This is a genomic window from Methylomonas rivi (assembly GCF_024505165.1).
GTDB lineage: Bacteria > Pseudomonadota > Gammaproteobacteria > Methylococcales > Methylomonadaceae > Methylomonas > Methylomonas rivi.
Window position 1 is genome coordinate 18406 of record NZ_JANIBK010000039.1, and the last position, 12511, is coordinate 30916.

General features: G+C 54.5%; 9 protein-coding genes. 3 read left to right on the top strand and 6 right to left on the bottom strand.

Translation table 11 applies throughout. The annotated features are described in order from the left end of the window. From NP596_RS09510 to NP596_RS09530, 5 genes are all read right to left on the bottom strand, one after another. Entirely contained in the window at window positions 1-3159 is a 3159-nt protein-coding gene (locus tag NP596_RS09510) for an efflux RND transporter permease subunit (protein ID WP_256615095.1), read from the bottom strand. 166 nt (window positions 3160-3325) lie between these two features. After that, window positions 3326-4705, bottom strand: coding sequence for a sensor histidine kinase (locus NP596_RS09515; protein WP_371927931.1), 1380 nt, complete (start codon window positions 4703-4705; stop codon window positions 3326-3328). Further along, window positions 4695-5369 carry a response regulator gene (locus NP596_RS09520; RefSeq protein WP_256615096.1) on the bottom strand — a complete coding sequence of 225 codons (675 nt, stop codon included), beginning with the start codon at window positions 5367-5369 and terminating at the stop codon, window positions 4695-4697. The genes NP596_RS09515 and NP596_RS09520 overlap by 11 nt, the downstream gene beginning before the upstream one ends. A gap of 143 nt (window positions 5370-5512) precedes the next feature. Continuing rightward, complete coding sequence (locus NP596_RS09525; protein WP_256615097.1) at window positions 5513-6091, bottom strand: ANTAR domain-containing response regulator; 579 nt, start codon at window positions 6089-6091, stop codon at window positions 5513-5515. A 2-nt stretch (window positions 6092-6093) separates the two neighbouring features. Beyond that, window positions 6094-7572 (bottom strand): MFS transporter, encoded by a 1479-nt coding sequence (locus NP596_RS09530; RefSeq protein ID WP_256615099.1) that lies wholly within the window; start codon window positions 7570-7572, stop codon window positions 6094-6096. Between the two features lie 419 nt (window positions 7573-7991). Here NP596_RS09530 and nirB point away from each other — a divergent pair, with 419 nt between their 5' ends. The 3 genes from nirB to NP596_RS09545 are packed head-to-tail and all read left to right on the top strand — an operon-like array spanning window position 7992 to window position 11787. Next, window positions 7992-10532, top strand: a complete 2541-nt coding sequence (gene nirB, locus NP596_RS09535; protein ID WP_256615100.1) for a nitrite reductase large subunit NirB — start codon at window positions 7992-7994, stop codon at window positions 10530-10532. 1 nt (window position 10533) lies between these two features. Further along, window positions 10534-10866 carry a nitrite reductase small subunit NirD gene (gene nirD, locus NP596_RS09540; RefSeq protein ID WP_256615101.1) on the top strand — a complete coding sequence of 111 codons (333 nt, stop codon included), beginning with the start codon at window positions 10534-10536 and terminating at the stop codon, window positions 10864-10866. Between the two features lie 3 nt (window positions 10867-10869). Continuing rightward, complete coding sequence (locus NP596_RS09545; RefSeq protein ID WP_256615102.1) at window positions 10870-11787, top strand: PhzF family phenazine biosynthesis protein; 918 nt, start codon at window positions 10870-10872, stop codon at window positions 11785-11787. 512 nt (window positions 11788-12299) lie between these two features. On the opposite strand, the gene NP596_RS09550 is transcribed toward NP596_RS09545, so the two are convergent. After that, window positions 12300-12511 (bottom strand): hypothetical protein (locus tag NP596_RS09550; protein WP_256615103.1); only part of this gene is annotated, 212 nt, incomplete at its 5' end.

Here is a 12511-nt window from a genome sequence, read left to right on the forward strand (position 1 = left end):
TTAAAACGTTTCGGTGAATGGGGCTTTTTCCGTTCGATCATGCCGCCGATGTTTATCAGCGAATCCGGCAAACACCACATATAAGCCGGGAATGACGATGACGCCGAAAATAGTACCGAATATCATGCCGCCGGCCGCTGCCGAACCCAGGGTGTTATTGCCGATTTCGCCGGCACCGGAAGCGAACATCAACGGAATCAGACCAGCGACGAAGGCGAACGATGTCATCAGGATGGGGCGCAGACGCAAGACGGCGCCGGCTATGGCGGCTTCGAACGGCGATTGGCCTTGTTTGTGTTTCAACGCGGCGAACTCGATAATCAAAATGGCGTTTTTACCCAGGATGCCGATCAGCATGATCATGGCGATTTGCGCATAGATATTGTTTTCCAGCCCCATCATCCACAAAAAACATAAGGCGCCGAAGATGCCTATCGGCAAGGATAGGATCACCGGCAAGGGCAACAGAAAGCTCTCGTATTGCGCGGCCAGCAGCAGATAGACGAATAACAGGCAAATCAGAAAGATAAAAATGGCCTGATGACCAGCGTTGGCCTCGTCGCGTGACGAGCCTGCCCAGTCGTAACCGAAGCCCTTGGGCAATTTTTGCGCGGCTACCTGTTTGATGGCTTCAATGGCTTGGCCGCTACTATAGCCTTCCGCTGGCTGACCGTTGATCATGGCTGAAGTGTACATGTTGTAACGCGTGACCTGTTCGGGGCCGTAGACCTTTTCCACCCGCAAAAAGGCCGAAAACGGCACCATATTGCCGTCTTTATTTTTGATGTAGAGTTTCAGCAAATCGTCCGGTTTGGCGCGGTATTCCGGCAAGGCTTGCACCATGACCCGGTACATCTGGCCGAAGCGGATGAAATTGGTGGCGTATTCGCTGCCGATCAGCGTTTGCAAGGTGCTCATGGCGTTTTCGGTGGTGACGCCTTTTTGCGCCGCCTTGTCGATATCGACGTGCAACAGAAATTGCGGAAAGCGGGTATTGAAGGTGGTAAAAGCGTTGCTGATTTCCGGCCGCCGGTTGAGCTCGTCCACAAAGGCGTCGGCCACTTTCTGCAAATTTTCCAGGCTGCCGCCGGTTTTATCCAACAAACGCATTTCGAAACCGCTGGAATTACCGAAGCCGGGCACCGGCGGCGGAGTAAAAAACTCGATGCCGCCGTCTTTAATATGTTGAGTCTTCTCCTGCAGCAGTTTGATGACCTCTTTATCGGAAAGGCTTCTGTCTTGCCAGTCCTTCAAGCTGATCAGGTTCATGCCGTAAACCGCCCCGGTACCGTCCGACAGCACGCTGAAGCCGGCCAAGCTGGAGACCGAATCCACCGCCTGAAGCTCCGCTGCGATACGCTGCACTTCATCCACTACGTTTTCGGTGCGTTCCAGCGTGGCGCCAGACGGCGTAGTGATATTGGCGTAAATAGTCCCTTGATCTTCTTGCGGAATAAAGCCGGAAGGCACTCGGTTACCGATCAAACCCGCGCCGAACGAGAATCCGAGTAAAATTCCGAAGGTAACGAGTCTGCGATTGGCTATCAGCCTGATCAGACTTTTATAACGCTCGGCCAGCCCGTTGTACCAGCGATTGAAGCCGGCGAAGAACTTTTCCAGTCCGGTTCTGTCCCGCGGTTCGTGATGGTGAATATTTTTTAAAAAAACTGCGCAAAGGGCGGGCGTCAAGGTCAAGGCGGTGATGCCGGACAATACGATGGAAAACGCCATGGTCAAGGAAAATTGCCGGAAAAATATGCCGGCAGAACCTTCCATAAACGACACTGGCAAAAACACCGCCGACATTACCAAAGTGATCGCGACAATGGCCCCGCCGATTTCCCGCATGGCTTGTTCGGTGGCCCGTTTTGGGCCGATATTGCCTTGTTCCAGCTTGGCATGTACCGCTTCAATCACCACGATGGAGTCGTCGATGACGATACCGATCGCCAGCACCAACGCAAACAAGGTAATCAAGTTTAACGAAAAGCCCATCACATGCAGGAAGAAAAACGTGCCTATCAACGAAACCGGCACGGTGACGACTGGAATCAGGGTGGAACGGACATCCTGCAGAAAAACGAACACCACCAAGGCCACCAACACAAAGGCTTCCAGCAAGGTTTTGATGACTTCGTGAATGGAGGCATCCAAAAATTTGGAGACGTCGTAACTCAGGCTATAGTCCATGCCCGGCGGAAACGAACCGGCTTTAATCTCTTCCATGGTTTTTTTGATGTTGGCTATCACTTCCTTGGCATTGCTGCCGGGCCGTTGTTTCAGCATGATGGCCGCCGACGGCTGGCCGTTTTCCTTGGAGAGCACATCGTAATCCTGCGAATCGAAAGCGACTTCGGCGACGTCTTTCAGTCTTAAAATTTCGCCGTCGCTTTTACCGCTCAAGACGATGTTTTCATAGTCTTCCACGGTGTTGTATTTGCCGGTGTATTTCAAAATGTATTGCATCGCTTGCGCGTCCCGCCCGGAGCTTTCGCCTATTTTTCCGGGCGCGGCTTCGACATTGTACGCTCTCAATTGCTCGATGACTTCGGTCGGCGAAATGTTGTACATCAGCAATTTCTCGGGCTTCAGCCAAACCCGCATCGCGTATTCCCGTGCCCCCATGATGTCGGCAAAGCCCACGCCCTCGATACGTTTCAGCTCCCTGAGCACGTTGATATCGGTAAAGTTGTATAGAAACTTTTCATCCAGGCTCGGATCGTTGCTGAGAATATTGATGTACAACAGCATGCTGTTTTGCACCTTCTCGACGATGACCCCGGCTTTAATCGCCTCTTCGGGCAGCTCGTCCAACACCGAGGCCACCCGGTTCTGCACGTTGACGGAGGCCACTTCCGGATCGGTTCCGGCTTTAAAGATAATCTGTATCACGCTGACGCCGTCGTTGCCGGACACCGACGACATATACGCCATGCCGGGCACACCGTTGATGGCGCGTTCCAGCGGCGTGACCACCGCTTTGACGCAGGCCTCGGCATTGGCGCCGATAAATTTAGTGGTGACGGTGACCTCGGGCGGCGCAATTTCCGGAAACTGCGTGACGGAAAGCCGGGTGACCGACAACAGACCGATCAAAACCGTCAGAATGGCCATGACAATGGAGAGTACCGGGCGGTGGATAAATCTGGCGGTCAGCATGGTATTTTCCTGCCGGCGCGATAAATCGGCTCGATCGGGAGGTTTGCAACGCGGTGAGAAAACATGAATCTCGACTTTCAAAATAGCAATATCGAGATTTTAAGCGGCCATCCTTACATTAACCTTTCATCCGGTGAATCAATGACTGTAAAGGGCCGGAAGATTATTACCCGGTAAAGACGATTTCGATCCGCGTACCCTTGTGCATGGGCAATCTGTCGCCGATGTTGATTTGAGCGGCATGCAGGTCGGCAATTTCCTTGACGATGGCCAAACCCAGTCCGCAACCGTCTCCCGGACTACCGGGCACGCGGTAAAAGCGTTCGAAAATTTTGTCTTGTTCGCCGACAGGAATGCCCGGACCGTCGTCTTCCACGATCAAGCGGGCATGTGGAGCAGATTCAATGCTGACGCCGATATAACCGCCCGCCTTGCCATAGCCGATCGCGTTGTCCAACAAATTACCCAGCAATTCGCGCAGCAGAACATCATCACCGCTAATCCGCACGGCGCTATCCGGCGCCTCGAAACCCAGTTCGATTTTGCGATCCAACGCTCTAGGCACCCAATCCATACAGCAGTCGCGTGCCAATCGGGCCAGGTCGATTAAGCGAAACTCAGGCACGCCATGCGAGATAGATTCCGATCGCGCAAGTACCAATAGCTGGGTGTTTAAGTGAGCGACGCGATTGGCGGAATTCTGGATGTGCGATAGCGCCAACCGCATGGTTTCCGGGTTGTCGGCACTGAGAGCCCGTTCCGCCTGAATCTTCAAACCCGCCAATGGCGTCCTCAATTGATGCGCCGCGTTTTCGATGAAGCGCTGTTGCGTAATCAGTGTCGATCCCAGCCTTTGCAACAAACCGTTGATCGTGTCGGTTAATGAGCGTACTTCCAGCGGCACGCCGGTATCGGGTATGGGGGCGAAGTCCCTGGCCGAACGTTTGCCGATCAGCCTGGCTAAATCGCGAAGCGGACTTAACCCTCGATTGACACCTGTCCAGATATGAAAGCCGGTAATCAACACCAGCAAAATCTGCGGCAGAATGACGGCCAGCAGCAATTCGCTCATCATGCTCCGCCGTTTGTTGACGGTTTCGGCCACCGACACCAAAACCCGATCGCCGCCAGCTTCCGGCACTGTGAGCACAGACGCCACCCTGACCGGCCTATCGTCTATTCTGCCGTCGAAAAAATAAGGTTTATTCTGGTTCAGGCCCGCTATGGCGGGACTGGGTAGGCTGCCATCCCCCGCCATGAATCCAATGCTTTCCGCTTCCACCTTATAAAAGGTTTCGTCCATGTCATCCCAACGGAACACTTCCGTAGCGATGGGCGGCAATTCGAAGGTAACGTGATCGTCTTTAACCTTAACCTCTTGCACCAATGATCTAGCCGAATCCAGCAACCAACGGTCATAAGCTTGGTCGGTGAAATACATGGCGACATAATAAGAGGCGACCGCATCCAGTATCACGACAACCAATAGGGGCAATGTCAGTCTGGCGATCAACTGCGCCCTCAGACTTTTGGATTTATGCATCATGATTATGCTCCAACAGATAGCCGAGTCCGCGTACTGTACGAATGTTAATATTCAAGGGCTCCAGGCGCTTGCGTAGCCGATGCACGTATACCTCGATGGCATTGTCGGCCAGTTCCTCCGAATGCGCGGCGAGGCGCTGAGCGATACTATCCTTGCTGACCACGCGCCCGCTTTGCAGCAACAAGGCTTCCAATACCCCATATTCTCTGGGCGGTAATCCCAAAGGAACCCCATCGATCGAGATTTGTTGATCGCGGGTATTCAGTGTGAGCCCGCCAAACCGAATCTCGTGATCAAAACCGCCATGACTTCGGCGCAATAGCGCTCTGACACGCGCTTCCAGTTCCCGCAACTCGAAAGGCTTGGTCATATAATCGTCGGCCCCCAATTCCAGGCCGCCGACGCGGTCGTTAAGGCCGTCGCGGGCCGTCAGTATCAATACCGGCACGGCGGATTTTCGCGCCCGCAATTGCCGCAGCACATCGCGCCCGTCCATATCGGGCAAACCGAGGTCGAGAATCACCAGATCGTAGGGCTGCGTGGCTAACGCGCCGCCGGCATAACCGCCTGTCTCCGCCAGCGTGACGTCAAAGCCCCAGTCGGACAGACTGAGGGACAGACCGTCGCCCAAAACGGCGTCGTCTTCGACTAATAGAATTCTCATTGACAGGCTTCCGGGTGATAGGTGTGCTCCCACATTCGGCACTGGTGCCGCATTGCCGGCGGGTGGAATCGAGTCGATTTTACCAGAACCGGCGCGGTCGCAAGGCCGGGACCGAATGTTTCGTCAAGCGCTAAGCGGCGGGATCACTTAAACAACTCCGCCATGGCGATGACGTTTTTGGCCATCTCGCCCAGCGACACTTTTCTGTCCATCGCCAGTTTGCGCAGGGCGTGATAAGCCTGATCTTCGTTGTAATTTTGGGATTGGATCAGGATCGCCTTGGCGCGATCCACCAATTTGCGTTCCTCGAGCTGATTCTTGGTTTTTTGCAGTTCGTCCTTTAAGGCTTTTTGCTCCTTGAAGCGGGCAATGGCCACCTCGATGATGGCTTTGATACGGCGGGGTTCCAGGCCGTCGACGATATACGCGCTGACGCCGGCCTTGATGACTTTATTAATCGTCTCTGTCTGCTGGTCCTCGGCAAACACAATCACCGGCACCGAGTATTCCTGGTTAATGCTTAAGATCATCTCCAAGACTTTTTCGCAAGGCGCGTACAAGTTCAGTACCACCGCATCCGGCTGCAGGCTTTTCACCACCGCCAACAGATTCAAGGCCTGCAGTTTAAGGGTGGCCACTTGGTAGCCGTGCGCGGTCAGGCTTTGTTCCAACACCAGGTCGGAATCGAATTCATCGATAACCAGGACTTTGAGTGGGGCCATGGCTATTCCAGTTCGATTTTAATCACGGTGCCGTCAGGCAGGATTTGAGTGATAAAGTTTTTCGGCTCTTCCAGATAGACGATCAATCCCAGCAACAATAAGCAACAGCCCCCCAGCAGTAAAAAAAAGCCGGTGTACGACAAAAAGGTCAATAGAATCAGAAATACGATGGCGCCGGCATTGCCGTAAGCCCCCACAATACCCGCCACTTCGCCGGTAATGGCCCGCCTGACCAACGGTACGAAGGCGAATATCGCCCCCTCGGCCGCCTGCATGAACAACGCGCAAACCAGGGTGACCAACACGGCCAAACCGATGGACCATTGCGCGGAGATCAGCGCCATCAGCAAATAGCCGCCCGCCAAACCGCAGGTGAACAGCAAAATGGACAATTTGCGGCCGATACGGTCGCTCGCCCAGCCGCCCGCCGGACGGGCCACGATATTGGTCATCACAAAACTGGAAGCCAGCAGGCCGGCATCCAGCATGGATATATTTTGGCTGGCGCTAAAAGTCTTGAAGAAAAACATCGGCAACATGGATAGCACCGCCAATTTGGAACCGAAGGTTATCAAATAGGCGATGGCCAAAATTGCCACTTGCCGGTAGCGGTAATGATGAATGCTGGGGATCGGCTGGCTCAAGCGTTCGGCGTTGGTATTGACCAATTGGCGGGCATGCCACAAAAACACCAGCCAAATACCCGCATGCAATACCAGCGGCCAGCGGTCGGCCAGAATGGGGTCGTCCAGGCCGGCCAGTTTCCACACCAATAACGATAACGAAGCGTACAGCGGCAACAGGCTCACTATATAGAGGAATAAATCGTTGATGCTGGTAACTTCCATGCTGCTGGCGCGCTTGCTTTTCAGTCCTGCCAACTCGGGCGGGAAGTTTTCCACATTGCGGTAATATGCCCAGGAAAACAACAGTGCCAGCACGCCGGTAGAGGCAATGGCATAGCGCCAGCCGTTTTCGGGCCCAAAATATAACGCCAACCCCGGCAACAATATCGCCGCCGCCGCCGAACCGAAATTACCCCAACCGGCATAAATGCCTTCCGCAATGCCCATCTGGCTGGACGGAAACCAATCGCCGATGATACGCACCCCCACCACAAAACCCGCGCCGATGAAGCCCAACAAAAATCGCGACCAAGCCAATTGGGCAAAATCCTCGGCAAGGGCAAACATAAAACAAGGCAGGCTGCAGACCGCCAGCAAAACGCTGTAACTGATTCTGGCGCCGAACCGGTCCACTACCAGCCCGATAATCACTCGGGCCGGAATCGTCAATGCCACGTTCAACAGCAGGATGATTTCGACTTCGGCATCGCTGATGCCCAAATCCTGCTTAATCAGCATCATCAAGGGCGCATGATTGAACCAGACCACAAAACTGATGAAAAACGCCATCCAGCTCAAGTGTAGAATTTTGCTTTTTCTCTGCATGGCCACCAGTTTGAAGGGTGCGATAGACATAAGGATTCCAATGAATAACAGTGCAGATTTAGTTAGCAGCTTATGTGCCAGCGAACGCCGGCCAGTACGTCCGGGCAGTTCCAAGCCGGCAACCGACCCATCCTGGTGCAAATTCTTTATGCCCCCGCCTTATTTGGGTGCGACGAGCCGACAGTTATTAAAGCCAAAATCAACAAATAATTGAATTAGCTGTATTTTTTGTTTTGGCATTTATATTGCTTTTACCGGGTTAAGTCTCCCGCTGAGCTTACCTTGTCATTGTTAGTTGGACAAAGGCGTCCTGATTGAAATGAATCCGTCATTTCAATTCAGGCCGCCTTTTTTTTTGCCCAAATTTTGACCCGCCCAGCAGGCAAGGATTATGCGGCCCGCCTTACCGGGCGGAGAAACATATCGGTTATTTTTTAAAGAGGTCTGGCATGAATACAAAACAAACCCTGGTGGTGATCGGCAACGGCATGGTCGGCCAGCATTTTCTGACCAAGCTGGTCGAAACCGCCGCCAAAGATCAATTCCATATCGTCACTTTTTGCGAAGAACCCAGAGCGGCTTACGACCGGGTGCATTTATCGGAATACTTTACCGGGAAAACCGCCGAGGATTTGTCGCTGGTCAGCCCCGGATTTTTCGCCGAACACGGCATCGAAATTCATCTGGGCGACCGCGCCGCCAGCATAGACCGCCAGCAAAAACGGGTCACCTCCGCCAACGGCGTGGTCATCGCTTACGACAAGCTGGTACTGGCCACCGGTTCCTATCCTTTTGTGCCGCCGGTACCCGGCCATGATAGGGCGCAATGCCTGGTTTACCGCACCATCGAAGATTTGGAAGCCATTAAGGCCGCCGCCGAAAAATCCAAAATCGGCACCGTGGTGGGCGGCGGCTTGTTGGGCTTGGAAGCGGCCAAGGCCTTAACAGACTTGGGCCTGGAAACCCATGTGGTGGAATTCGCCCCCCGGCTGATGGCCGTGCAACTGGACGACGGCGGCGGCGCCATGTTGCGGCAAAAAATCCAGGCCCTGGGCGTCAAGGTACATCTGAACAAGAACACCAGCTTGATCGACGACGGCGAACAATGCCTGCATAAAATGAATTTCGCCGACGGCGAAGTCCTGGAAACCGACCTGATTTTGTTTTCCGCCGGCATCCGGCCGCGCGACGACATCGCCCGCGCCTGCGGACTGGAAGTCGGCCCGCGCGGCGGCATCGTCATCGACAATCAATGCAAAACCTCCGACCCCGATATTTACGCGATAGGCGAATGCGCGCTGTGGAACGGCCAGATTTTCGGTCTGGTAGCCCCCGGTTACACCATGGCCCGAACCGCGGCCGCCGATTTGGCCGGCGCGGAAGCCGGCTTTACCGGCGCGGACATGAGTACCAAGCTGAAACTGATGGGCGTCGACGTGGCCAGCATAGGCGATGCCCATGCCAGAACCCAGGGCGCGCTGGTGTACACCTACCAAAACGGCTCCAGCGAAATCTACAAACGTTTGGTGGTCAGCCAGGACAAAAAACAACTATTGGGCGCTGTGCTGGTAGGCGAAGCCTCGGGCTACAGCACCTTGTTGCAATATTGTTTAAACGGCATCGAGTTGCCGGAAAATCCGGATTCGCTGATTTTGCCGCAACGCCACGACGAATCGGTCGGTTTGGGCCCGGACGCCCTGCCCGCTTCGGCGCAAATCTGCTCCTGCCACGATGTCAGCAAAGGCCAGGTCTGCGGCGCCATCGAAGCCGGCTGCACCACCATGGGTCAACTAAAAGCCGAAACCAAGGCCGCCACCGGCTGCGGCGGCTGCGCCGCCTTGTTGAAATCGGTATTGGATTGCGAGCTGATCAAACAGGGCGTGGAAGTCAGTACCGACATTTGCGAGCATTTCCCACACACCCGCCAGGATTTATACAACCTGATCATGGTGGAACAGATCAAAACCTTCGACGAACTGTTGGATAAACACGGCCGCGGCTTGGGCTGCGAAGTCTGCAAACAGGCGGTGGGCTCGATACTGGCGTCCTACTGGAACGACTATATTCTGGAAAAGCCGCACATCGGCCTGCAGGACACCAACGACACTTATTTGGCCAACATGCAAAAGGACGGCACCTATTCGGTGGTACCGCGCGTCACCGGCGGCGAGATCACCCCGGACGGTTTGATCGCGCTGGGGCAAGTGGCGAAAAAATACGGCCTGTACACCAAAATCACCGGCGGCCAGCGGGTGGATTTATTCGGCGCCCGGGTCGAGCAATTGCCGTTGATCTGGCAAGAGCTGATAGCCGCCGGTTTCGAATCCGGCCACGCCTACGGCAAATCGCTGCGCACGGTTAAATCCTGCGTCGGCAGCACCTGGTGCCGGTTTGGCGTCGACGACAGCGTCGGCTTGGCGATAGAACTGGAAAACCGCTATAAAGGCCTGCGGGCGCCGCATAAAATCAAGTTCGCAGTGTCCGGCTGCACCCGCGAATGCGCCGAAGCACAAGGCAAGGACATCGGCGTCATCGCCACCGAAAACGGCTGGAATTTATACGTTTGCGGCAACGGCGGCATGAAACCGCGCCATGCGGATTTATTCGCCACCAATCTGGACAAGGAAACCTTGGTCAAATACATTGACCGGGTGTTGATTTTTTATGTGCGCACCGCCGCCCGCCTGCAACGCACGTCGGTGTGGATGGAAAACATGGAGGGCGGCCTGGATTACTTGAAAGCGGTGATTCTGGAAGACCGCCTGGGGCTAGCCGAAGAATTGGAGCAGCAAATGCAACATGTCATAGCCACCTATCAATGCGAGTGGAAAACCACCTTGCAAGACGCACAAAAACTCAAACGCTTCCGTCACTTCGTCAACAGCGACCAAGCCGACGACAATGTGGTGTTCGTGGAGGAACGCGGCCAGGTGCGTCCGGCCAATGCGGAAGAACGCAGGCATTTTAAACTGATCGAAGAGGCGGCATAACATGAGCGCATGGATAGATGTCTGTCATATCGACGACCTGCAGCCGGATTCCGGCGTCTGCGCCTTGGTAGCGGGACGGCAGGTGGCGATTTTTTACCTGCCGAGATTGCATGCCGTGTACGCCGTCGGCAATTTCGATCCGTTCAGCGAGGCCAATGTGCTGTCGCGCGGCATGGTGGGCGATTTGGGCGGCCAGCCGATGCTGGCTTCGCCGATGTACAAGCAGCATTTCAATCTGCAAACCGGCATTTGTTTTGAAGACGCTACCGTCAGCGTGCCCGCCTACCCGGCCCGGATCGAAAACGACCGGGTCGCCATCCAGATGCCGGAGTAAACCATGAAATACCACTATTACATTGCCGACGTTTTTACCAATCAGCTGTTCAACGGCGCTCAGATTGCGGTGTTTCCGGCCGCCGACGGTTTAAGCACCGACACCATGGCCGCGATCGCCAAGGAACTCAACCTGACCGAGACGGTGTTTGTGTCGCATGAACCCGGCGCGGAGCAGCGGCGGCGAATGCGGATTTTTTCGCCGTTGCGGGAAATCGATTTTGCCGGCCATCCCATCATCGCCACCGCTTACGTGTTGGCCGAATGCGGCGAGATCAACCTAACCGGCACGCTGACCAAGATCGTAGTGGAGCAAAATAGCGGGCCGGTTGAAGTCAACATATCCGGCACGGCGGGCAAACCCAGTTTTGTGCAATTCAGCCGCAGCGACAGCGCCATTATCGACCGGTTCGCGCCCACCGACGAGGAACTCAGCCGATTTCTGGGCTTGCAGATCGCCGACCTGGACCATAAAAAATATTCGCCGCGTCTGGTCTCCTGCGGCTTTCCGTACCTGATCGTACCGGTCTGGAGTTACGAATCGGTGCGCAAGGCCCGCTTCAATTATCCGGCCTGGAGCCAGTCCGCCGCCCCGCAAACCGCCGCGCAGGAAATCCTGTTGTTCGCGCCCAAATCGCCCAATCCGGATGCCGATTTCAACACCCGCCTGCTGGGGCCGAATATCAGCCTGCGTGACGACCCGCCGGTCGGCAGCGCCATGCCGGCGTTTTGCAGTTATCTCTGTTCGTTCGAGCATACCCAAAAAGGTACCCACAGTTTTGCGGTCGAACGCGGTGAAATCTCAACCCGCCGCAGCCTGCTGCAACTGGAAATGGATAACAAGCAGCTGGAAAAACTAACCATCCGCATCGGCGGCCAGGCGGTGATTTTTGCGGCAGGCAGTATCAATTTGCCGGCATGATATAAGGAAGGGGAAGCAATTTGAATTGAGGTGATGATAGTGGGCCCCAATTTTCGGACAGCCGTTTAAGAGGGTGCCGTATTACATAAAGGTGCCAAAAATGAGTGAAAAGTAACGTAAGATTTTCAGCAGCCAGGCGAAAGTGATGTGTCGACACTTTTCCTGACACACTGCAACAGTCGTATCGACGAACCGCTGCCGTTTACTTATGCCGATGTACTTGGCTAGTTTTCGTTGGATTGCGGCGGACAATAAAAAACCCGCGAAGCCAGTAAACTTGCGGGTTTTTGGATTGGGTTGCATCCGTTTGGATGCATAAATGGTGCTCAGACCGGACTAGGATTAACACTAACCAACTGAAATTGAATGAATTATTTATTGGTAAAACCAGAAGTATACGATCGCGTACACGATTTCAGTTCTTAGGCATCACTTTGCACTTAAATAGGCTACCGATTGCAAATCAGCTACGGGTTCGATTGGTCATTTACCAATCGAACCCGTATGCTTGATCAGTTTAGAACTGCCATTCGGTAGCCCATTGCCCGATATCCGCGTTGACGTTTGTCCCACATCCGTAGTAAAGCCGGGTGACCTGTGTCGACAAAATCGATTATCCGCACATCGGTTTTGGTGGCGTGTTCACGATGTAGGCGCCCCGCGTATTGTTGCAGAGTTCCTTTCCATGAAATCGGCATGGCTAAGACCAAAGTATCCAGTGGTT

What these genes read in the sequence shown, in the direction of transcription:
- NP596_RS09510 (WP_256615095.1), bottom strand. Translation starts at nt 3,159, where the DNA reads ATGCTGACCGCCAGATTTATCCACCGCCCGGTACTCTCCATTGTCATG.
- NP596_RS09515 (WP_371927931.1), bottom strand. Translation starts at nt 4,705, where the DNA reads ATGATGCATAAATCCAAAAGTCTGAGGGCGCAGTTGATCGCCAGACTG.
- NP596_RS09520 (WP_256615096.1), bottom strand. Translation starts at nt 5,369, where the DNA reads ATGAGAATTCTATTAGTCGAAGACGACGCCGTTTTGGGCGACGGTCTG.
- NP596_RS09525 (WP_256615097.1), bottom strand. Translation starts at nt 6,091, where the DNA reads ATGGCCCCACTCAAAGTCCTGGTTATCGATGAATTCGATTCCGACCTG.
- NP596_RS09530 (WP_256615099.1), bottom strand. Translation starts at nt 7,572, where the DNA reads ATGTCTATCGCACCCTTCAAACTGGTGGCCATGCAGAGAAAAAGCAAA.
- nirB (WP_256615100.1), top strand. Translation starts at nt 7,992, where the DNA reads ATGAATACAAAACAAACCCTGGTGGTGATCGGCAACGGCATGGTCGGC.
- nirD (WP_256615101.1), top strand. Translation starts at nt 10,534, where the DNA reads ATGAGCGCATGGATAGATGTCTGTCATATCGACGACCTGCAGCCGGAT.
- NP596_RS09545 (WP_256615102.1), top strand. Translation starts at nt 10,870, where the DNA reads ATGAAATACCACTATTACATTGCCGACGTTTTTACCAATCAGCTGTTC.